This window comes from Streptomyces sp. NPDC088553 (assembly GCF_044752965.1).
In the GTDB taxonomy this organism is placed as follows: Bacteria; Actinomycetota; Actinomycetes; order Streptomycetales; family Streptomycetaceae; genus Streptomyces.
Window position 1 is genome coordinate 189,528 of the sequence record NZ_JBIVMG010000003.1, and the last position, 19,600, is coordinate 209,127.

General features: G+C 70.7%; 17 protein-coding genes. 8 read left to right on the forward strand and 9 right to left on the reverse strand.

What is annotated here, in order from left to right:
• The first annotated feature begins 95 nt into the window (after positions 1 to 95).
• Both ACIP8Z_RS10365 and ACIP8Z_RS10370 read left to right on the forward strand, forming a co-directional pair.
• Entirely contained in the window at positions 96 to 719 is a 624-nt protein-coding gene (locus ACIP8Z_RS10365; RefSeq protein WP_266971785.1) for a CBS domain-containing protein, read from the forward strand.
• 91 nt (positions 720 to 810) lie between these two features.
• Positions 811 to 1,731, forward strand: a complete 921-nt coding sequence (locus ACIP8Z_RS10370; protein ID WP_402081251.1) for an Acg family FMN-binding oxidoreductase — start codon at positions 811 to 813, stop codon at positions 1,729 to 1,731.
• An 8-nt stretch (positions 1,732 to 1,739) separates the two neighbouring features.
• Here ACIP8Z_RS10370 and ACIP8Z_RS10375 read toward each other — a convergent pair whose 3' ends face one another.
• Genes ACIP8Z_RS10375 through ACIP8Z_RS10385 form a run of 3 tightly spaced genes read right to left on the reverse strand, consistent with a single transcriptional unit; the run spans position 1,740 to position 5,979 of the window.
• Positions 1,740 to 4,130, reverse strand: coding sequence for a glycoside hydrolase family 65 protein (locus tag ACIP8Z_RS10375; RefSeq protein WP_402081253.1), 2,391 nt, complete (start codon positions 4,128 to 4,130; stop codon positions 1,740 to 1,742).
• Positions 4,127 to 4,900: an HAD family hydrolase gene (locus tag ACIP8Z_RS10380; protein ID WP_402081255.1), complete on the reverse strand. Its 774-nt coding sequence runs from the start codon at positions 4,898 to 4,900 to the stop codon at positions 4,127 to 4,129. The genes ACIP8Z_RS10375 and ACIP8Z_RS10380 overlap by 4 nt, the downstream gene beginning before the upstream one ends.
• On the reverse strand, positions 4,900 to 5,979 hold the full coding sequence (locus tag ACIP8Z_RS10385; protein WP_266971779.1) for a zinc-dependent alcohol dehydrogenase family protein: 1,080 nt from the start codon (positions 5,977 to 5,979) through the stop codon (positions 4,900 to 4,902). Before ACIP8Z_RS10385 ends, ACIP8Z_RS10380 begins: the two co-directional genes overlap by 1 nt.
• 175 nt (positions 5,980 to 6,154) lie before the next feature.
• Between ACIP8Z_RS10385 and ACIP8Z_RS10390 the strand changes: the two genes are divergently transcribed.
• The 6 genes from ACIP8Z_RS10390 (at position 6,155) to ACIP8Z_RS10415 (ending at position 12,040) form a co-directional block, all read left to right on the forward strand.
• Positions 6,155 to 7,582: an MBL fold metallo-hydrolase RNA specificity domain-containing protein gene (locus tag ACIP8Z_RS10390; RefSeq protein WP_402081257.1), complete on the forward strand. Its 1,428-nt coding sequence runs from the start codon at positions 6,155 to 6,157 to the stop codon at positions 7,580 to 7,582.
• Positions 7,583 to 7,655: 73 nt separating this feature from the next.
• Positions 7,656 to 8,309, forward strand: a complete 654-nt coding sequence (locus tag ACIP8Z_RS10395) for a CBS domain-containing protein (protein ID WP_266971776.1) — start codon at positions 7,656 to 7,658, stop codon at positions 8,307 to 8,309.
• Between the two features lie 53 nt (positions 8,310 to 8,362).
• The gene (locus ACIP8Z_RS10400; protein ID WP_266971774.1) at positions 8,363 to 9,697 is read left to right on the forward strand and encodes a nicotinate phosphoribosyltransferase; all 1,335 of its coding nucleotides are present in this window, start codon (positions 8,363 to 8,365) and stop codon (positions 9,695 to 9,697) included.
• A 170-nt stretch (positions 9,698 to 9,867) separates the two neighbouring features.
• Positions 9,868 to 10,707 carry a potassium channel family protein gene (locus tag ACIP8Z_RS10405; RefSeq protein ID WP_323185856.1) on the forward strand — a complete coding sequence of 280 codons (840 nt, stop codon included), beginning with the start codon at positions 9,868 to 9,870 and terminating at the stop codon, positions 10,705 to 10,707.
• A 62-nt stretch (positions 10,708 to 10,769) separates the two neighbouring features.
• Positions 10,770 to 11,375: a CBS domain-containing protein gene (locus tag ACIP8Z_RS10410; RefSeq protein ID WP_266899504.1), complete on the forward strand. Its 606-nt coding sequence runs from the start codon at positions 10,770 to 10,772 to the stop codon at positions 11,373 to 11,375.
• Positions 11,376 to 11,380: 5 nt separating this feature from the next.
• A complete protein-coding gene (locus ACIP8Z_RS10415) occupies positions 11,381 to 12,040 on the forward strand; it encodes a DUF4389 domain-containing protein (protein ID WP_266971769.1) in 660 nt (219 codons plus the stop codon).
• Here the strand turns inward: ACIP8Z_RS10415 and ACIP8Z_RS10420 are convergent.
• The 6 genes from ACIP8Z_RS10420 to ppsA form a co-directional block, all read right to left on the reverse strand.
• Positions 12,010 to 14,721, reverse strand: a complete 2,712-nt coding sequence (locus tag ACIP8Z_RS10420; RefSeq protein WP_266971767.1) for a cation-transporting P-type ATPase — start codon at positions 14,719 to 14,721, stop codon at positions 12,010 to 12,012. The two genes, ACIP8Z_RS10415 and ACIP8Z_RS10420, sit on opposite strands and share 31 nt — an antisense overlap.
• Positions 14,714 to 15,301 carry a hypothetical protein gene (locus tag ACIP8Z_RS10425; RefSeq protein WP_266971765.1) on the reverse strand — a complete coding sequence of 196 codons (588 nt, stop codon included), beginning with the start codon at positions 15,299 to 15,301 and terminating at the stop codon, positions 14,714 to 14,716. The genes ACIP8Z_RS10420 and ACIP8Z_RS10425 overlap by 8 nt, the downstream gene beginning before the upstream one ends.
• Positions 15,302 to 15,349: 48 nt before the next feature.
• Entirely contained in the window at positions 15,350 to 15,853 is a 504-nt protein-coding gene (locus ACIP8Z_RS10430; protein ID WP_266971763.1) for a flavodoxin domain-containing protein, read from the reverse strand.
• Complete coding sequence (locus ACIP8Z_RS10435; RefSeq protein ID WP_266971761.1) at positions 15,850 to 16,308, reverse strand: Hsp20/alpha crystallin family protein; 459 nt, start codon at positions 16,306 to 16,308, stop codon at positions 15,850 to 15,852. Before ACIP8Z_RS10435 ends, ACIP8Z_RS10430 begins: the two co-directional genes overlap by 4 nt.
• A 219-nt stretch (positions 16,309 to 16,527) precedes the next feature.
• Positions 16,528 to 16,941 (reverse strand): CBS domain-containing protein, encoded by a 414-nt coding sequence (locus ACIP8Z_RS10440; protein ID WP_266971760.1) that lies wholly within the window; start codon positions 16,939 to 16,941, stop codon positions 16,528 to 16,530.
• Positions 16,942 to 17,184: 243 nt separating this feature from the next.
• On the reverse strand, positions 17,185 to 19,587 hold the full coding sequence (gene ppsA, locus ACIP8Z_RS10445) for a phosphoenolpyruvate synthase (RefSeq protein WP_402081263.1): 2,403 nt from the start codon (positions 19,585 to 19,587) through the stop codon (positions 17,185 to 17,187).
• Positions 19,588 to 19,600 lie beyond the last annotated feature (13 nt).

The following is a 19,600-nucleotide window of genomic DNA, read 5'->3' on the forward strand; positions in this document are numbered from 1 at the left end:
GTGGACCATTCGGCCCTCGCCGCCCTCGAGCGTGCGGTGGAGGGTGGTGACACGGGACATCACACCGGCCGAACCCTCGAACAGGAGGCGTGGTGATGAAGCACATAAAGGTCGGCGGTCTGATGACCGACGACGTGGTCTCCGTCGTCCCTCCGGCGTCGTTCCGGGAGGTGGCGAAGCTGCTCGCCGAGCGCGACATCAGCGGCGTCCCCGTCGTGGACGAGGACGACCGTGTTGTCGGAGTCGTCTCCGAGAGCGACCTCCTGGCCCGCGACGAGCTGACTGCGCGGGACCTGATGACCACGCCGGCCGTCACGGTTCACGCCGAGGAGACGGTGGCGGACGCGGCACGGCTGATGGTGCGCCGCGGAGTCGAGCGCCTTCCCGTGGTCGACGAGGAGGAACGACTGGTAGGCATCGTGACCCGGCGTGATCTGCTCCGTGTCTACCTCCGCCCCGACGCGGAGATACGGCGCCGTATCCGTGAGGACGTCCTCGCGGACGCCATGGACCTGCCCGGGGACGCGGTGGACGTGCACGTCCTCGACGGCGTGGTGACGCTTGGCGGCCGCGTCCGGCGGCGGAGCCAGGCCCTGATGCTCGCCGGACTCGCCGAGAGCGTCGACGGCGTCGTCGCCGTCGTGGACCGACTGTCCTTCCACGAGGACGACACGCGTCTCGCGCACTCGGCCCGGACTCCGCACGACATCTCTTGGTGACTCAGCGCAGACAGGACGAACCGTGGCTACCACCGCTTTGACCCGATCTCTCGTGACGTCGCTGATCGAAGACGCCGTCACGGCTCCCTCGATGCACAACGCACAGCCGTGGAAGTTCGTCTGCAAGACGGGTACCGGCGTCATCGAGCTGCACGGCGATCCGTTGCGCGGCATGCCGGTGGAGGACCCGGACCACCGTGCCCTCCACCTCGGCTGCGGCGCCGCCCTGTTCGGTCTGCGGGTCGCCGCCGCGCACAGAGGCCCGCATGCCGCGGTCCGGCTGCTGCCCCGCCCCGACGACCGCTGGCACTTCGCCGACGTGGAACTCCATGGTGCGGACGACGTCGACCGCGGTCTCGTCGCGCTCCACGCCGCCCTGTCGCGGCGCCACACCAGCCGCTTCCCCTTCACCGAGGAGCGAATCCCCTCCGAGGTGATCGACGGTCTGCGGGCCTCGGCCCTCCTGGAGGGCTGCCGGCTGGTCGTGCCGGGCGACTGGCACACCGACGCAGTCCTCGAGATCGTCCACGACTCCGAAAGGTTCGAGGCCGCTGACGCGGCGGTTCGCGCGGAGATCGCCGCCTGGACGCGCACGGGTGCGTCCGGCGAGGACTCCGAGACCGAGGGCATCCCTTCGTACGCCTTCGGCCCTCGGCAGTACGACGTCACCTCTCCGGTCCGGGACTTCGACTCACCCCGTGAAGTCCGGGACCGCGCCTCGGCACGCTTCGAGAAGCGGCCGCAGATCGCCCTCCTCGGCACGGTCGAGGACAATCCGCAGCAGTGGCTGATGGCAGGCCAGGCGCTGCACCGGGTCCTGCTCCGGGCCACCCTCGACGGTCTGTCCACCTCCCTCATGTCTCAGCCCCTGGAGTGGTCCGAACTCCGGTCCGTCGTGCGGGATCCGGCTTCCACGACGGGCTTCGTCCACATGATCATCCGCCTGGGCTACGGCCCTCAGGGGCGGGCCACCCCGCGCCGGCCCGTCCCCGAGGTGCTTACCTTCGACTGAACCGCCCCTCACAGACGGAACCAACGCTCCTGGCCGGGTGCGACGGTCACCCGCCGTCCGCCAGGGAGCACGACGGCGAGCGGGCCCTCGGGCGAGGCGGGAACCCGAATGGCCAGCCGCCCGGGAAGCATCCGCAGGCGCACACCCCGATGAGGGCCGCAGCACAGGGTGAAGGTGAACCGTGGGATCTCCGCGAACGGCACCGGAGCCACTCGAAGCCCTTCCGGTCCCGTTTCCAGGCCGGTGATCCCGCGTTCGACGAGGTCGATCGTGCCCGCCATCGCACCGAGGTGGATGCCCTCCCCCGTGGTTCCGCCCTGGACGTCGGCCACGTCGGCAAGCAGCGCCTCCTCGCAGTAGCGCCAGGCGTCGGCGCCCTTCTGCCGGGCCAGCACCCAGCCGTGGACGAGACTGCTGAGCGTCGAGCCGTGGCTGGTGCGCCGCAGGTAGTACGAGACGGTCGCACGCCACGTCTCGTCGTCCAGCGCGTAGCCGAGCCGGCCGAACAGGCCGTGCAGCTCCTCGGGCCGGAAGAGGTAGCCGAGCATGAGGGTGTCGGCCTGCTTCGACGCCTGGTAGCGGTTGACCGTGTCGCCCTCGGACTCGAGGATCCGGTCGAGCCGACGGATGTCGCCGTAGCGGCCGTGGTACGCCTCCCAGTCGAGCTCCGCCAGCCCGCCATATCCCTCGAACTGGCTCACCACGCCCTGGTGGAACGGCACGTACAGGCGGCGGGAGACGTCCTCCCAGCGAGCGAGTTCGCCGTCGTCCAGCGACAGTTGCTCCCCGAGTTCCGAACGGCGGGCCTCGGGAAGTTCGCCGAGCAGATCGAGGCCACGGGCGAGCACCCAGGCGGCGGTTGCGTTGGTGTAGGCGTTGTCGTCGATCCCGGGCGCCGTGGCATCGGGATAGGCGTCGTGGTACTCGTCCGGTCCCACGACTCCGCGGATGCGGTAGCGGCCGATCGCCGGGTCGAACGTGGCGGCCCCGGCCCAATAGCGGGCGACCTCAAGCAGGATCTCCGCCCCGGCCGAGTGGAGGAATCCTCGGTCGCCGGTGGCCTGGGCGTACTTCCAGACGTTGTACGCGACGGCTGACCCCACATGACGCTGGAGACGGGAGTGGTCCGCCAACCACCGTCCTGAGCGCGGGTTGAGGTGCAGGGACTGTGTCTCCTCACGGCCCGAACTCGCGCTCTGCCAGGGATACATGGCTCCTTGCTGACCGGCGAGGCGGGCGGCCTCGCGAGCGGTCGGCAGCCGACGGTGCCGGTACATGAGCAGCGCCCGGGCCACCTCGGGGAAATGAAGGTCGAGATAGGGCAGGACGAAGAGCTCGTCCCAGAAGACGTGCCCCCGGTACGCCTCACCGTGCAGTCCGCGCGCGGGCACGCCCACGTCGAGTTCCGCCGTGTGCGAGGACAGCGTCTGCAGCAGATGGAACACGTGCAGCCGCAGGATGCGGCCCGCCTCCCCGGGCACATGAAGCTCTCCCTGCTCCCAGACGCGCTGCCAAGCCGCCTTGTGTGTGGCGAGCAGCTGGGGGAAGGCCGGAGCACGAGCGATCACAGCGGTGGCTGCCGTGAGCGGGTCGGCGGCGGGCCAGTCCATCGATGTGTGCAGCGCCAGAGTCTTCAGAACCATCGCCGAGCGGCGGGGAACGACTGGCAGGCGGTATGTCTGCACGGTGTCGGCGGAGGTGGCCGCTTCCCGCGCGGACCGCGCGGGGCGGGTCACCGTACGCACGGCCATGGCGATCCGGATGCCTGGGTCGACGGTACGACAAGAGATCCAGGCGACGCCGTCGGGCGCGAATCCGGTCCGGTGATCGGTGAGATGGCACCCGTCCAGGTGTCGATAGCGCTCGATTCCGGCGTTGGTAACGGCGCCGTCGAGAACCGATTGCACCTCGACGGAACCGCTCCAGCCGTAGGCGCGGAAGAGGGTGCACTGGGCCGCCAGTCCGGGTTCCCCCATGTGAACGAGGCGGATGTGGCTGACGCGCAGGCCGCGCCTGTGGGCGTCCTCGAAGAACAGACGTCGCGTAAGGACCCCCGCGCGTAGGTCGAGCTGCACGTCGTAGTGGCGCAGTTCGCCGGCGTCGGGGGTGAGCCAGTCGCCCGGCGGACCGTCGTCCGGCAGGCAGCGGTAGCGCAGCAGCGTCCAGTTCGGAAGGTTGACGAGATCCTCGTTCTCGACCTGCTGCCCTGCGACAGTCGAGGTGAGCCGGTCGTAACAGCCGGCCATATAAGTGCCCGGGTAGTGCGCACCCCCGGCAGTGCACTCGGGAGCAGAGCCCCGAGTGGCGAACCGGCCGTTGCCCAGGGTGCAGAGCGCTTCGACCAGCGGCTCGCGTTCCGGGTCGTACCGGTCGTAGTGCCACGTCCAGCCGGTGGTCATCCGCGCTCACCCCACACGCTCCGGACCAGCGTGGTCAGATCGGGAACCACCAGGTCGGCACCCTGCTCCCGCAGGAGGGCTGCTGCGCGCCCCAGCGGTGTGCGGTCAACACCGACGACAAGACCGAAGCCGCCGCTTCGCGCGGCCTCGACTCCGGCGAGGGCGTCCTCGACGACCGCGGCCTCCTGGGGGCGGCTGCCCAGGAGGGCGGCCGCCCGCAGGAAGAGCGCGGGGTCCGGCTTGCCGGCGAGGCCGAGCCTGGCGGCGTCCTCGCCGTCCACGATCACCGTGAGGAGACCGGCGAGCCCGGCGGCACGGATCAGTGTCCGGGCGTGCCGGGAGGCGGAGACGGCTGCGCACGGCACGCCCGCCGTGCGCAGAGCCATGAGGGCGGGCCCTACGTCGGCGAAGGCCGTGATGCCTTTCGTACGCAGCAGATCGACGAACGCCCGTTCCTTGTGTGCCGCGACGGCCCAGACCGTGCCGTGGCCGGGGGCGTCGTGGGGATCTCCCGGTGGGAGGTGAAGGCCGCGGGCGGTGAGGAAGGCCACGGCGCCGTCGTACCGGGACCTTCCGTCGACGAGTCGGCGGTACTCGGCGTCCGCATCGAAGGGGGGTTGTCTCCCGTTGTCGGGCGCCAGTCGGTCGAGGCAGGCGTCGAAGGCGATCTTCCACGCCGCCGCGTGCACGACGGCTGAGTCGAGCAGTACACCGTCGGTGTCGAGGACGACGCTCTCCGGCGGCCGAGAGTCCGGGCCTCGGCCGTTCATCAGGCCGCCGACGCGTCGGGGAGGCTGACGACCGTGTGCTGCGGGCCGCCCAGCGCGACTTTGATGGCGCCGGTCTCGGACCCGCGGCCGAAGACGTCGTACGCCTCCTCCATCTCCCCCAGTTCGAACCGGTGGGTGAGCAGTGCTGCCGACGGCAGCCGCCCCGCGGCCATCATGCGCAGCAGCATGGGTGTGGACGACGTGTCCACGAGGCCGGTGGTGATCGTGACGTCCTTGATCCACAGGTCTTCGAGGTGAAGCGTCGCGGGCTTGCCGTGGACTCCGATGTTGGCGACCCTGCCGCCTGGTCGGACCATGCGCGTGCACATCTCGAACGCCTCCGGGACACCGACGGCCTCCATGACGACGTCGGCGCCGAGGCCGTCGGTGAGATCCGCGACGAGTTGATCGGGGCCTTCCCCGGCGTTCACGGTGGCGTCCGCGCCGAGGGCGCGGGCGGCGCTCAGCCGGGACTCGGCGAGGTCGACGGCGACGATGCGGCCGGGACTGTACAGGCCCGCCGTGATGACGGCGGCGAGGCCGATGGGGCCCGCGCCGACCACGACCACCGTGTCGGCGGGACGCACCGCGCCGTTCAGGACACCCACCTCGTAGGAGGTGGGGAAGATGTCGGCGAGCAGGACGGCGTCGGCGCTGTCGATCGAGTCCGGCAGCGGGTGGACGGACAGATCAGCGAAGGGCACGCGGACGTATTCGGCCTGTGTGCCGTCGATGGTGTGGCCGAGAATCCAGCCGCCTCCGCCCCGGCACTGTCCGTAGCGGCTCTCACGGCAGAAGCGACACCTTCCGCAGGCCGTGATGCAGGAGACCAGGACGCGGTCCCCCGGCCGAACCGTGCGGACGTCGCCCCCGGTCTCCACCACCGTGCCGACCGCCTCGTGTCCGAGGACGCGGCCGGGCGTCACCTCCGGAACGTCCCCCTTCAGGATGTGCAGGTCTGTACCGCAGATGGTGACGGCATCGACCCGCACGATCGCGTCGGCGGGATCCTCGATGACCGGGTCGGGTACGTCCTGCCAGGCGATTCGTCCCGGGCCCTGGAAAACGAGTGCCTTCATGGCGCCCACCCACTTCCTGTCGTGCTTCGCCGCGGTCCTGGTCCATCAGGGTCCGTCCGGGACTCGGGCTGCGCATGGGCCGGTCGGGCCCTCGATGTGCCCGTACGGACTCTCGGGGCGTCCAGGTCCGGATGCGAGGGTGGAGGCCGGTACACGTTCCGAAGGAGGGACGGCCATGTCCGAGGCAGACCCGAATCCCGCTCCCACGCCCCTGCGGCCGTCCCTGCTCAGTTTCCTCGGTGGAGTGGGGACGGTCACCGGCAGCAAGTTCCTGGTCGAGAGCGACCATGCGCGGATCCTCCTCGACTGCGGTCTCTTCCAGGGTTTCGCGAAGCTGCGGCACCGCAACTGGGAGCGGTTCGCCCGCGACGCCGCGGATGTGGACGCCGTGGTCGTCACCCATGCCCACCTGGACCACTGCGGCTACCTGCCCCGCCTGGTGCGGCAGGGATTCCGGGGACCGATCCTGACCAGCGCCCACACCGCCCGGCTCGCCGGGATCGTGCTGCGCGACAGCGCCCGGCTCCAGATGGAGGCCGCCCGGCACGCCAACGAACACGGCTGGTCCAAGCACCGCCCGGCCAAGCCGCTCTACGACGACTCGGACGTCGAGAAGACCCTGGCGTTCTTCGACCCCGTGACCGTCGGCGAGGACGTGGAGATCATGGCCGGCACTCGGCTGACGCTCCACCACGGCGGACACATCCTCGGCTCGGCATGGGCTCACCTCACGCTGGAGGACGGCCACACCGTGGCCACCTCCGGGGACCTGGGTCGCCCAGGGCACCCGCTACTGCTGCCGCCGGAGCCGTTCTCGGGCGCTGACGTACTCCTCATGGAATCCACCTACGGCGATCGCCACCACGACCAGGAGTCCGCCCGGTCGGAGTTCGCCTCCGTCATCGCACGCGCACTCGCACGGAACGGCACCGTCGTCATCCCGGCGTTCGCGATCGACCGGACCGAGGTCGTCCTGCACGAACTGGGCCGCCTGCGCGACACGGGCGTCCTGCCCCGCTCGGTCTCCGTGTACGTGGACAGCCCCATGGCCCTCGCCGCGCTCGACGTCTACCAGGACGCCGTACGCGAGCACTCCGCCGAGCTGCGGCCCGAGATCCTCGCACGTGGCGAGGGCGCGCTGAGCCCGGAACCGTTCCTCGCGGCGCGCACGGTGCAGGAGTCCATCGACATCAACAGCACGCACGGGCCCGCCGTGATCGTCTCCTCGGCCGGCATGGCCACCGGCGGCCGGGTCCTGCACCACCTCCACCGCCTTCTCCCGGACCCGCGCAACGCCGTGGTCGTGGTCGGCTTCGCGGCGGCCGGCACCCGGGCGCGGGGCCTGGTGGACGGAGCCCGGACGCTCAAGATGTTCGGCGAGTACGTGCCCGTACGGGCCGAGATCGCCGACGTGCCCCACTTCTCGGCCCATGCCGACGCCGGACAGATCATCGACTGGCTCCGCGGCGCTCCTCCCCCGCACACCACCTATCTCGTCCACGGCGAGCCGGCGGCGTCCGAGGCGCTGCGCGATCGCATCGACCGTGAACTGGGCTGGACGGCCGTCGTACCCCGCTCCGGGGAGGCCGTCCTGGTCCGCTGACCCGGTCCCACCGGTCCCCGGCTATGCCCTGCGGCAACACTGGTGCGCCGATCCCTCAGGTAAGGAAAGAGCGATGACACCTCAGCCGTTCACCGTCGCCGACGTGATGACCAAGAAGGTCGTCGCCGTCCAGCCCGGCGCGGAGTTCAAGGAGATCGTCGCCGCCATGGAGCGGTGGAAGGTGACGGCCGTACCGGTCGTCGAGGGCGAGGGCCGCGTCGTCGGGGTGGTCTCCGAGGCCGATCTGCTCCTCAAGGAGGAGTTCCACGACCACCGCCTCGGTCTCGTCGAACAGATGCGACGACTGGACGCCACGGCCAAGGCCGGTTCTCGCCGGGCCGAGGACCTGATGACCTCGCCGGTGGTCTCCGTTGCTCCCGAGGCGTCCCTGCCCCAGGCCGCCCGCCTCATGGCCTCCCATCACGTCAAACGGCTCCCGGTCGTCGGCACGAACGGAACGATCCAGGGAATCGTGAGCCGGTCCGACCTCCTCAAGGTCTTCCTCCGCCCGGACGAGGATCTCGCCGCCGAAGTGCGCCGCGACGTGGTCGAGCACCTTTTCCCGCTCTCTCAGAGCCGGGTCGACGTGCGTGTCGACGCCGGCGTGGTGACGCTGTCGGGCGAGGTCCGCGACAGCGCGCTCATCCCGCTCGCAGCCCGCCTGACCCGCGCTGTCGAAGGCGTGGTGGACGTACAGTGCGAGCTCACCGCCCAGGGCCGGACGTAGCCATGTCCGGCCGTTCCGGTGCGGGTCACGAGGCCACCCGACATGCTCGAAGCATGTCCCAGGTGACCAGCACCGACCTGTACGAGGTCACGATGGTGCTCTCGTACCTGCGGGAGGACATGCGGGCCCCTGCCACCTTCAGCCTCTTCGTCCGCGACCTCCCCCCGGGCCGCGGATTCCTCGTCGCGGCGGGACTTGAGCCGGCCCTCGACTACCTTTCCCGGTTCCGGGTGGGCCGCTCCGACGTCCTGGAATTCGCCGAGGCGCTGCGCCGGCCGATCGCGGACCTGGAACCGCTGCACGGCCTGTCGTTCGACGGCCAGGTTCGCGCCGTGCCCGAAGGGCGGCTCGTCCTCGCAGGTGAGCCGCTCCTGGAAGTCACCGCGCCCCTGCCGCAGGCACAGCTCGTGGAGACGTACCTGCTGTCCCTCCTCTGCCACCAGACGGCGGTCGCCTCCAAGGCGGCGCGGTGTGTGCTCGCCGCCGCCGGGCGGCCCCTGGTGGACTTCTCCCTGCGCCGGAACCACGGACCCGAGGCCGGCATCCAGGCGGCGCGGCTCTGCGCCCTGGTCGGGTTCGCGGGCACCAGCAACGTCGCCGCCGCGACCCGGTACGGCATTCCCGCCTCCGGCACCATGGCCCACTCCTACATCGAGGCCTTCGCCTCGGAGGAGGACGCCTTCCGCGCCTTCGCCCGCACCCATCCGGGACCTGTGACCTTCCTGGTCGACACGTACGACACCGACCGCGGGGTCGCGACGGCCGCGCGCGTCCTCGGCGACTTGGGACTCGGCCCGGGCTGCGGCATCCGCCTCGACAGCGGCGACCTCGGAGCGCTCGCCCGACGCGCCCGCACCGCACTCGACGCGGCGGGGCTGAGAGACGTGCAGATCATCGCGAGCGGCGGCCTCGACGAGTACGCCGTCGCCACGCTGGTACAGGACGGGGCACCCGTCGACGTCTTCGCCGTGGGGACGAAGGTCGGCACGGCCGCCGACGCCCCGTATCTGGACGCGGCGTACAAACTGGTCGAGTACGACGGCCGGCCCGTCATGAAGCTCTCGTCGGCGAAGGTGACGGCTCCGGCCCCGAAGCAGGTGTTCCGCGGACCCGGCCTCCGCGACGTCATCGGCCTGGCGAACGAGGAGCCTCCCGAGGGCACGCAGCCGCTGCTGCGGACCGTGATGAGCGGCGGGCTCCGCACAGAACGGCCCGACACTCTGGCCGCCGCCCGCGCCCGCTTCGAGGCCGACGTCGCCGCACTACCGGAGGCCGCGGGCCGCATCGAGGGCCCTGTGCCACCGGTACCGGTCGTGTCGACCCGGCTGTCGGCTCTACAGACCGTCGTACGACACCGGATCGAGGAGCGGACGCGAGCCGGGCGGTAGCACCGGGGCACCCGGCGGAGGCTGCGCCCGATGGGGCGAGCGGGCGCAGCCAGGGGGCTGAGATCGAAGGCGGAGGGCGGGACTCCATCGCCGCTCGTGGGAAGGCTGCCGGGATGACCTGGCTTGCGACGCCCGCGGGCGCTTTCCTGGTGCTGTTCATCCTCCGGGACGTGTTCCACACCCTTTGGCACCCGACCCGCCACGGAGGTCTGAGCAGGCTCGTGATGGTGTCGCTGTGGTGGCTGTCCCCGCGCCTCGGCAAGCGTCGGCGGTCGGCGGGGCTCTCGGGCCCGCTCGGCATGGTGACGGTCGTCGCCACGTGGGCACTGACCGTGGCCGTGGGATGGGGGCTCATCTACTGGCCCCACATGCCGGAAGAGTTCTCCTACGCGGCAGGGCTCGTCCCCTCCGAACATGCGGGCCCGCTCGACGCCCTCTACATCTCCCTGGTCACCCTGGCTACGCTCGGCCTCGGCGACATCGCGCCGACCTCGGGATGGCTGCGCGTACTGGCCCCCATGGAGGCCCTCGTGGGCTTCGTCCTGCTGTCGGCGACCGTCGCCTGGATCCTCGGTATCTACCCGGCGCTGGCCCGCCGCAGAGCGCTGGCCCTGCGGCTGTCGCACGTGCGCCGCAGCCGCGCCACCGCCCAGGCGCTCGACTCCGACGGAGGCGCGGCGCTCCTCGACGGACTCGCCTCCGCCCTCTGCATCATCACGGTCGACTTCCTGCAGTACGCCGAGTCGTACTACTTCCACGACGGGGACGAGAACACGTCCCTGCCCCGGCAGCTCCGCTACGCCGTCGGCCTCGCGGACCGAGCCACCGGGGCGCATCACCCGGACGTCCGGCTCTCCGCGTCGGTACTGCGCAGGGCGCTGGAAGACCTGGCCGTCGTGCTCGACGAGCGCTTCCTCCGCACAGGCGAGGGACCCGAGCGGGTCTTCGCGGCCTACGACGACGCCCACGGGCAACCCCAGGGACCGGACGGCCCTCCCCAGGACGGCTGAAGCGGGCGATCCTGAGAGATGGGAGGGGGCCACCGGTCGAACGCGCGAGAAGGTGACGAGCGATGAGGCACCGCAGCGTCGCGGATCTGATGACCCCCACGGCCGTCAGCGTGGTTCCGGGCACGACGTTCAAGGAGATCGCACGGCTCCTGAACGAGTTCGACATCACCGCGGTGTGCGTGGTGGACGAGGCGAACCGGCCACTGGGCGTGGTCTCGGAGGCGGACCTGATACGCCGCCGTGCCGCCGGGGCCGGGCTCGACTCCGCGGGCGCGCTCATGTCGAGCCCCGCCGTCGTCGCCCGACCCGAGTGGAGCGTGGTGCGGGCCGCCCGTGTGATGGACCGGGCCAGGGTCAAGCGCCTGCCCGTGGTCGACGACGGCGGGCGCCTCGTAGGCGTACTCAGCCGCAGCGACCTCGTCCAGCTCTTCCTGCGCCGCGACCGGGCGATCCAGGAGGAGATCGTCGAAGACGTGGTCACCCACACCCTGGGGCTGAGCCCGTCGGCCCTCTCGGTGGAGGTCGAGGACGGCAAGGTCACCCTCAGTGGCACGGTCCGCCGCCGCAGCCTCGTGCCGGTGCTCCTCAGGCTCTGCAACAGCGTCGACGGCGTCGTGGGGGTCGTCGACCGTCTCACCTACGAAGACGACGACCTGTCGAGGAAGTGACGATCATGGACACCCCTGGCGCCCCGTATGGTCCCGTGGCGGTATCCGCCGAACTCGACAGCCGGCTGTCCCGCTGGCTGTGGCTGGTCAAGTGGATCCTGGTGATCCCGCACTGGATCGTGCTGTGCTTCCTCTGGATCGCCTTCTTCGTGGTGACAGTGATCGCGTTCTTCGCCATCCTCTTCACCGAGCGCTTCCCCCGGGGCCTGTTCGACTTCAATCTCGGCGTGCTCCGCTGGTCCTGGCGCGTCTCGTACTACTCGTACGGGGTTCTCGGCACCGACCGCTACCCGCCCTTCAGCCTGGGCCCCGAGCCTGACTATCCGGCCCGACTGGACATCACCTACCCGGAGCGGCTCTCGCGCTCGATGGTCCTGGTCAAGTGGTGGCTGCTCGCCATCCCCCAGTACCTCGTGATCGCCTTCTTCACCAGCGGCGTGCACGCGGGATGGTGGAGCAGCGGCCTGATCACCCTGCTGGCGCTCATCGCGGGCTTCGCCGTGGCCTTCACCGACCGGTATCCGCGTGACCTGTTCGCCCTGACCGTCGGACTGAACCGCTGGGTCCTGCGCGTCGTCGCCTACGCGAGCCTCATGACGGACGCCTACCCGCCCTTCCGACTCGACCAGGGCGGTCACGAACCGGGGAAGGCCGACGTCCGCTGACGGCGCCGCCTGGCACGCCGCAGCTCGTCAGTGCCCCACACCAGCACCGGGAACGTCGCGACGAGCAGGACGACGTCCAGAGGAAGGGCCGCCGTGCCGAAGAGATGCTGGAGCGGGGGCGCGTAGACGAGAGCGGCCGTGAACACGAGCTCGAAGGCGATACCGGCGAGCAGCAGCCGATTCGAGAACACCCCGATGTCGCGCAGCGCCGCGTGGTCGGTGCGGGCCGCGAACGCCGTGCCGACCTGGCAGGTGACGATGCCGGCGAAGGTGGCCGTTGTGGCCGTCACGTAGGCGTGGTGCAAGGGGCTGCCGGAACCCGTGGGGTCGCCCGGCTGCCAGCCCGCACGCCACAGCACGTAGAAGTAGCCCGCCATGACGAGGACCGCCGACGTGAGGCCCAGGTATCCCCAGCTCCGTATGAGCATGTCGCGGGAGATCACGCTTTGGTGCCGCGGCCGCGGAGGCCGCTGCATGATGCCGGGCTCGGAGCGTTCCCGACCGAGGGCGAGGGCGGGCAGGGTCTCGGTGCCGAGGTCGATGGCGAGGATCTGCAGCACGGTCAGGGGGAGCGGTATCGCGCCGGCGGAGAGCGCGAAGACGAGGAAGGGAACGATCTCCGGGGTCGCGTGAGCGAAGATGTAGACGATGAACTTGCGTACGTTGTCGTAGACGCGGCGCCCGGCTTCGACCGCTGTCACGATGGTCGCGAAGTCGTCGTCGGTGAGCACCATGGTGGCGGCCTCGCGTGCCACGTCGGTGCCCGAGCGCCCCATGGCCACCCCGATGTGCGCGCGGTGCAGAGCAGGGGCGTCGTTGACACCGTCGCCGGTCATGGCGACGATCCGGCCGTGCTCCCGCAGGGTGTCGGCCACCTTGAGCTTCGTCTCGGGCGAGGAGCGGGCGAAGACGATCTCGTCGTTGCCTTCCACGAGGAGCCGGTCCAGCTCGTCGTCGCCCAGCGACTCCGAAGCCGCGACCACGTGCAGACGGGGAACTCCGATGCCGACCTCCCGGGCGACGGCCGCGGCGGTGGCGCCGTTGTCGCCCGTGACGACGTGTACCCGGATCCCGGCCTCGTGGCAGCGGCGGACGGCCTCCGCCACCTCGGGGCGCGGCGGGTCGTACAGCCCGACGAGCCCGAGCAGGGTCAACCCCGACTCGGCGTCCTGGCGGTGTGACGGCACCTCCGCGCCACTCGGCACGTCGCGTACGGCGACGGCCAGGACCCGCATGCCGCCCCGGGCCAGGTCCTCGGCCGCGGCGCGGGCCGAGTCCGCCGCGGTTCCGGGCAGGAGGCGGTCCAGCACCGCCTCGGGCGCACCCTTGACCACGATCCGCATGGAGCCCTTCGCCTCCCCGTCCTGCACGACCGACATCAGGCGCAGCCGCGGATCGAAGCGGAACAGCGCCCGCCGTCCCGCGTCGCGCCGATGCAGGTCCACCGGAGCCCCGTGGTCGGCGGCCCCTGCGACAAGGGCGGCCTCGGTGGGGTCGCCGTGCAGTTCGCCGTCGGCTTCTCGCGTGACGGTGGTGCACAGGGCGCCCGCCCTCGCCAGGTCCTCTGCCCAGGGGCCCGGCTCCGACCCGTGGTCGACCGTCCACAGCGCCCTGAGACGCATGCTGTTGCGGGTGAGCGTGCCGGTCTTGTCCGTGCAGATGACGCTCGTGGAACCGAGGGTCTCCACGGCGCTGAGCCGTTTGACCAGGGCACCCCGGCGGGCAAGGGCTCGGACGCCGACGGCCAGGGCCAGCGTGATGGTCGGAAGGAGTCCCTCGGGGACATTGGCGACGAGGAGCCCGATGGCGAACGTCAGGGAGTCGGTGACCGGAAGCCCGACCGCCACCCCGAGGACGAGAAACACCACGCCCATGCCGGTCGCGACGCCGGCGATGAGCCACGCGACCCGCTTGACCTGCCGTTCCAGAGGGCTCGCCTCACGCCGCGTCCGCTGGCTGAGCGCGGCGATCCGACCGAGTTCGGTGTGGTTTCCGGTGGCGAACACGATGGCACGCGCCTGGCCCCCGGCACAGGTCGTCCCGCTGAAGACGAGGTTCGGCTCCTCCAGCAGCGGGGCACCGAGGATCCCGGCCGAGGCGATCCGTTCCACCGGCACGGACTCGCCCGTGAGCATCGACAGATCGACCTCGACCCCACCCTCGGTGACATGCGCGTCGGCGGGGACCTTGTCGCCCTCCTCCAGGAGGATCAGATCGCCCGGCACGAGGTCACGGGCCTCCACCACGTGAGGCTGCCCGTCGCGTACGGCGAGGGCGTGCTCGGGCAGATAGCGGGCGAGCGTCTCCACGGCCCGCTCCGCCTGACGTTCCTGGAGCAGGGCGAAAGCCGCGTTGACGGCGATGACCGCGAGGATCGCCCACCCGAGGACCGCCAGGGCCGCGACGAAGGCGAGGACGGCGGCAGCCCACAACAACAGGGCCAGGGGATGGACCAGCTGTCCGACCAGCTCGCGCACGAAGGAGGAGCGCACCCTTCGCCGTACCTCGTTCGGTCCGTGGACGGCGAGGCGCCGGGCGGCCTCGCGGGCCGAGAGACCGTCCGGCCCCGTGGCGAGTTCACGACGCAGCCGGGGCAGCGGTTCACTGGGGTCGAAGGGCAGCTCCTCGGTGGAGGAAGCGGTCCGCTCCCGGGTGGGACGGCTGCCGGCACGGTCAGTCATCGTCGTCCCCGGCACCGCTGCCCCGGTGGAGTCGGCCGGACCATACGGGTTCCACCTGCTCCCACTCGCGTTCCCAGGCCGCGAGCCGGTGACCTTCGGTCCGCCGCCGTACGAGGAGGACCACTGCGGCGCCTGTCACACCGACCACACCCGCCGCCGCCGTACCGCCAGAGAGCGAGGTGAGGGCGCGGTCCGCAGCAATGCCCGGGGGCCGGGCAGGGGTCCCTGCGTCGTCCACCCAGATCGTCACGGCGCGCCCCTGAGGTGTCCGCGGCGGGACGTGGATGGTGCCGGACCGAGGGACGTTCTCGGGCTGTTCCCACACCGCCGGTGCGACGGCCTGCGGCTTCGTGCCGTACCGGGTGGCGACGTTCGGGTCCTTCGCCGGCCCGGTGGTGGTCGCGGTCACCTGATGCCGGTGCGCAGCAAGTTCACGGTCGGCCTTGGCTCCCGCCGACCACAGACTCCCGGCCGCCACAGCACCGCAGATCACAGCGATCAACAGCACGAAGACCAGGGCGGCGCGCCGTGCGGGTCTCCTGGACGGGGTGGCCCCGCTCCCCGGCTCGTGGTCGAGCATGCCGCACCTCCCGTTGTGGTGGCCTCGCCAACCTGTCGGCGGCCCGGTTCAGGGGGTGGCGTCGAGTTCCGTTCCGATGTGGTGGGCCCATGCCCGGATGCGTTCCGGATTGCGGAAGTCGCCGCCCTTGCCCCGGGCCACCATGTGCCGGGCGACCGGGTCCGACGTCTCGGCGGTCACGGCGCCACCGAAGGTCATGTGCTCACGCGCACCGAGCTTCTTCATGCGCCGGGCGACTCCTCGTACGGGCGGGATGTCGTGCTGTTCCGCGGAACTGTCGACGGGACCGCTGCTGAACAACCAGAGAGGCCGGTGCCTGAGCTGTTCGGCGTTGCGCCGGGCGCACCGTCGGGCCTTGCCGGTCCAGTGCCCGGCGTAGAGGGCTCCGCCGAGGACGACGCCGTCGTATCCGCTGACGTCGGTGATGGTGTCGGCCGGCAGGACGACGGCGTCGAAGCCGTCGTCCCGGAGCGTCTTGCCGATCTCTTCGGCGATCCCGGCGGTCGCGCCGGACTTGCTGCCGTAGGCGACCAGGACGCGTTTGGCGTTCATGACGCCGCTCCCCCGGTCGGCTTGTCGGTCCGCTTCACCGGAACGGTCCGCACGGACGTGGTCTCCTCGTCGGGCATCGGGACGCGAATGGTGAGGATGCCGTCCGCGTACGACGCCTCGACGTCGTCGGCGGGGATCGTGGCCGGGAGGCGCACGGTCCTGCGGAACGATCCGTAGCGGAACTCTGAATGCTCCTTGTCCTCCGTGCTCTCGCTGTGCTCCGCACTCACCGTGATGAGGTTGTCGTCGACGGTGATGCCGATGTCGTCGTCCGGGTCCATCCCCGGCAGCTCGGCCCGCAGCACGTACACGCCGTCACCGCTGGTCACCTCCACGGGAATGGAGTGAGCAGCCGTCGCGGGGCGCCACCCGGGCAGCCCTGGGAACTCCCGGTTGAACCAGTCGTTGAAGTCGGGGAAGAGGCTGTGCCTGCGTTCCACCTTGCCTCCGGCCATTGCTCTGCTCCTCATGTACGGGGCCCAGGACGGTCGCCGTGGACCCGAGTAGGTGCGGACAGGCGGCGGATCGGGTTGCGGAGCCCGGTCCGACTCCGTAACCCACTCTTCCACCCACGAGGTCGCGTGGCGCAGTGTCCAAGGGGGCTGTCCGACGGGGCCGAACGGGCCGCACCAGGAGGGGACCGACCGGCCCATGGCGCCACAGCGCTGGTGCTGTCAGCGGCAGATCTCCTCGACGAAATGGCCCACCCGTTCCTCCGGCAGGTGCCGCGCCAGGTCCGCCTCACTGATCATGCCGACCAGGCGATGGTCGTCGATCACTGGCACGCGGCGGACACGGTGGTGCTGCATCGTGCGAAGCACCACTTCGCTGTCGGCGCCCGCGTCCACGGTGACCGGCTTGCCTTGGGCGAGGTCTCCGGCCGTCATCCGGTGGGGGTCCTTGCCTTTGGCGAGGCACTTCACCACGATGTCCCGGTCGGTGATGATGCCGTGCAGCCGGTCGTCCGGCCCGCAGATGGGCAGCGCGCCGACATCCAGTTCGCTCATGCGGCGTGCGGCATCCATGAGGTTCTCGTTCTCCTGCACGCAGCTTGCACCGGCGTGCATGATTTCCCTTGCGGTCGTCATGGCCGCGTCCTCCTTTCTGGCCCCCTGCTCACGGTCCGGCCGATCAACCCTCGGTTCAGAGGAAGAACGTCGACACCTTGATCGTGTGAATCGGGCGCCAGGGACGTCCCATCGCTCCCTCCGTGGGCAGCTGGTGGTTCCTGGGCCGACCGGGCAGCGCGTCTCCCGTGGCCGCCCGTCGACCGCGCCGGGCCGGCAGCCCGGTGTCCGCAGCGACTCGATGTCGTGCCTTCCTTGGCATGGTCACTCCTCCCTTCGCCCGGTGCCGTTCTTGAGCGTCGTCTCCGCGTGGGCCACGTGCTGTTTGACCGCCGCGAAGCTGTCCGGCGCCACGGATATGGAGTCGAGGCCCGCGTCGACCAGGATCGCGGTGAAACCCGGATCGTCGCTGGGCCGCTGCCCGCACAGTCCGACAGGGCGGCCTGCCGCGTGGGCGCGGGCGGCAAGGGTCTGAATGCTGCGGACGACGGCGGCGTCCCGCTCGTCGAAGACATGGGCGAGGGCCTCGGAGTCGCGGTCGACGCCGAGGGTGAGCTGGGTGAGGTCGTTGCTGCCGATCGAGAATCCGTCGAAGCGTTCCGCGAACTCCCTGACAAGGATGATGTTGGCCGGTATCTCCGCCATGACGTACACCTGCAGCCCGTTCCCGCCGCGTACCAGTCCCTCGTCCGCCATCACCGCCAGTACGCGGTCGGCCTCGCCGAGGGTGCGGCAGAAGGGGATCATGACGATCACGTTCGTCAGCCCCATCCCGTCACGGACCCGGCGCAGTGCGCGGCATTCGAGGGCGAAGCCCTCGCGGTAGCCGTCGCTGTAGTACCGGCTCGCACCGCGCCAGCCGATCATGGGGTTCGCCTCGTCCGGTTCGAAGGGTCGGCCGCCGAGGAGCTTGGCGTACTCGTTGGTCTTGAAGTCGCTGGTGCGCACGACGACGGGCGCCGGCCAGCGCGAGGCCGCGATCCGGGCGATGCCGTGGGCCAGCCGGTCGACGAAGTAGTCACCTCGGTCGAGGTAGCCCTCGGTGAGCCGCTCGATGATATGCCGGTCGTGGGCGTCGAGCCGCTCCGGATGCAACAGGGCCATGGGGTGGACCTTCACCTGGTGGGCGACTATGAACTCCAGGCGCGCCAGTCCCACTCCGTCCGCGGGGAGCCGCCACCAGCGGAACGCGGCCGATGGATCGGCCAGGTTCAGCATCACCCGAGTTCGGGTGGCTGGCAGTTCCGCGAGGTCGGTCTGGGTCTCCTCGTACGGGAGCAGCCCTTGGTAGACACGTCCGCTCCCTCCCTCGGCGCAGGAGACCGTGACGGAACGTCCGTCACGCAGGACCCGTGTCCCGTTTCCGGTTCCGACGACGGCGGGGACGCCGAGTTCGCGGCTGACGATCGCAGCGTGTGAGGTGCGCCCCCCGTGGTCGGTGACGATGGCGGAGGCCCTCTTCATGACGGGTTCCCAGTCCGGGTCGGTGACGCCGGTGACGAGGACGCCGCCCTGTGGGAAGCGGTCGAGGTCGACGGGCGCGTCGAGCGCCACGACACGGCCCTGGCCGATGGCCTCGCCGACGGCGATGCCTTCGACGAGCGGTTCGCCAGGAGTGACGGTGAGCCGGCGGCGGGTGAGGGTAGTGGTGCGCCGACGCGACTGGACCGTCTCGGGGCGGGCCTGGACGATCCAGAGCTGTCCGGTGAGGCCGTCCTTGGCCCATTCGATGTCCATGGGGCAGCCGTAGTGCGCCTCGACGGCCGCCGCCCAGCCGGCGAGCGTACGGATCTCCGCGTCGTCGAGGACCCGCTGGTTCCTCTCACCGTCGGGTGTGTCGACCGTGCGGGTCATCCCGGTGTCCGCGTACACGGCCTTCAGCCGCTTGGCTCCGATCCGCACGTCGATGACGGGGTCGAGCACCGGGTCCTTCATGCTCGGCTTGAACACCGTGTACTCGTCCGGGTCGACCTGGCCGCTGACGACGGTCTCCCCCAGCCCCCAGGCGGCACTCACCACGATCACGTCCGGGAAGCCGCTCTCCGGGTCGAGGGTGAAGACGACCCCGGCGCCTGCGAGATCGGAGCGGACCATGACCTGGACGCCGATGGACAAGGCGACGGCGAGGTGGTCGAAGCCCATCCGTTCGCGGTAGTCGATCGCCCGGTCGGTGAACAGGGAGGCGTAGCAGCGCGTGCACGCCTCAAGAAGCGCGTCGGCGCCGCTGACATTCAGGTACGTCTCCTGCTGCCCGGCGAAACTCGCTTCGGGCAGGTCCTCCGCCGTCGCACTGCTGCGCACCGCCACCTCGGGCGACTCCCGGCCGATCTCCTCGGCCAGCTGCTCGTACGCCGCGAGCACGGCATCCCGCAGAGGCACGGGCAACGGCTCCACGAGGAAGAGGGACCGGATGGCCGCCCCGACCTCATCGAGTGGGGCACCCGCGTGCAGTCTGTCGATCTGTGCCTCCACGCGACGGCGGAGGTCTCGGGAGCCGAGCAGTTCCTCGTACGCTTCGGCGGTGGTGGCGAATCCCGGAGGGACACGGATGCCGGCGCCCGCGAGCCGGGTGGTCATCTCGCCGAGCGAGGCGTTCTTGCCACCCGCTCGGCTGACATCGTGCCGCCCCAGTTCCGTGAACGGTACGACGTGTCGTATCGGTCCCATGGTCTCCTCCACA

Bases quoted from the DNA above. Each gene is read 5' to 3' on its own strand.
- ACIP8Z_RS10375 (WP_402081253.1), bottom strand. From the start codon at position 4,130: ATGACCACCGGCTGGACGTGGCACTACGACCGGTACGACCCGGAACGC.
- ACIP8Z_RS10370 (WP_402081251.1), top strand. From the start codon at position 811: ATGCACAACGCACAGCCGTGGAAGTTCGTCTGCAAGACGGGTACCGGC.
- ACIP8Z_RS10365 (WP_266971785.1), top strand. From the start codon at position 96: ATGAAGCACATAAAGGTCGGCGGTCTGATGACCGACGACGTGGTCTCC.
- ACIP8Z_RS10435 (WP_266971761.1), bottom strand. From the start codon at position 16,308: ATGGCCGGAGGCAAGGTGGAACGCAGGCACAGCCTCTTCCCCGACTTC.
- ppsA (WP_402081263.1), bottom strand. From the start codon at position 19,587: ATGGGACCGATACGACACGTCGTACCGTTCACGGAACTGGGGCGGCAC.
- ACIP8Z_RS10380 (WP_402081255.1), bottom strand. From the start codon at position 4,900: ATGAACGGCCGAGGCCCGGACTCTCGGCCGCCGGAGAGCGTCGTCCTC.
- ACIP8Z_RS10440 (WP_266971760.1), bottom strand. From the start codon at position 16,941: ATGACGACCGCAAGGGAAATCATGCACGCCGGTGCAAGCTGCGTGCAG.
- ACIP8Z_RS10410 (WP_266899504.1), top strand. From the start codon at position 10,770: ATGAGGCACCGCAGCGTCGCGGATCTGATGACCCCCACGGCCGTCAGC.
- ACIP8Z_RS10400 (WP_266971774.1), top strand. From the start codon at position 8,363: ATGTCCCAGGTGACCAGCACCGACCTGTACGAGGTCACGATGGTGCTC.
- ACIP8Z_RS10385 (WP_266971779.1), bottom strand. From the start codon at position 5,979: ATGAAGGCACTCGTTTTCCAGGGCCCGGGACGAATCGCCTGGCAGGAC.
- ACIP8Z_RS10420 (WP_266971767.1), bottom strand. From the start codon at position 14,721: ATGACTGACCGTGCCGGCAGCCGTCCCACCCGGGAGCGGACCGCTTCC.
- ACIP8Z_RS10425 (WP_266971765.1), bottom strand. From the start codon at position 15,301: ATGCTCGACCACGAGCCGGGGAGCGGGGCCACCCCGTCCAGGAGACCC.
- ACIP8Z_RS10390 (WP_402081257.1), top strand. From the start codon at position 6,155: ATGTCCGAGGCAGACCCGAATCCCGCTCCCACGCCCCTGCGGCCGTCC.
- ACIP8Z_RS10395 (WP_266971776.1), top strand. From the start codon at position 7,656: ATGACACCTCAGCCGTTCACCGTCGCCGACGTGATGACCAAGAAGGTC.
- ACIP8Z_RS10430 (WP_266971763.1), bottom strand. From the start codon at position 15,853: ATGAACGCCAAACGCGTCCTGGTCGCCTACGGCAGCAAGTCCGGCGCG.
- ACIP8Z_RS10415 (WP_266971769.1), top strand. From the start codon at position 11,381: ATGGACACCCCTGGCGCCCCGTATGGTCCCGTGGCGGTATCCGCCGAA.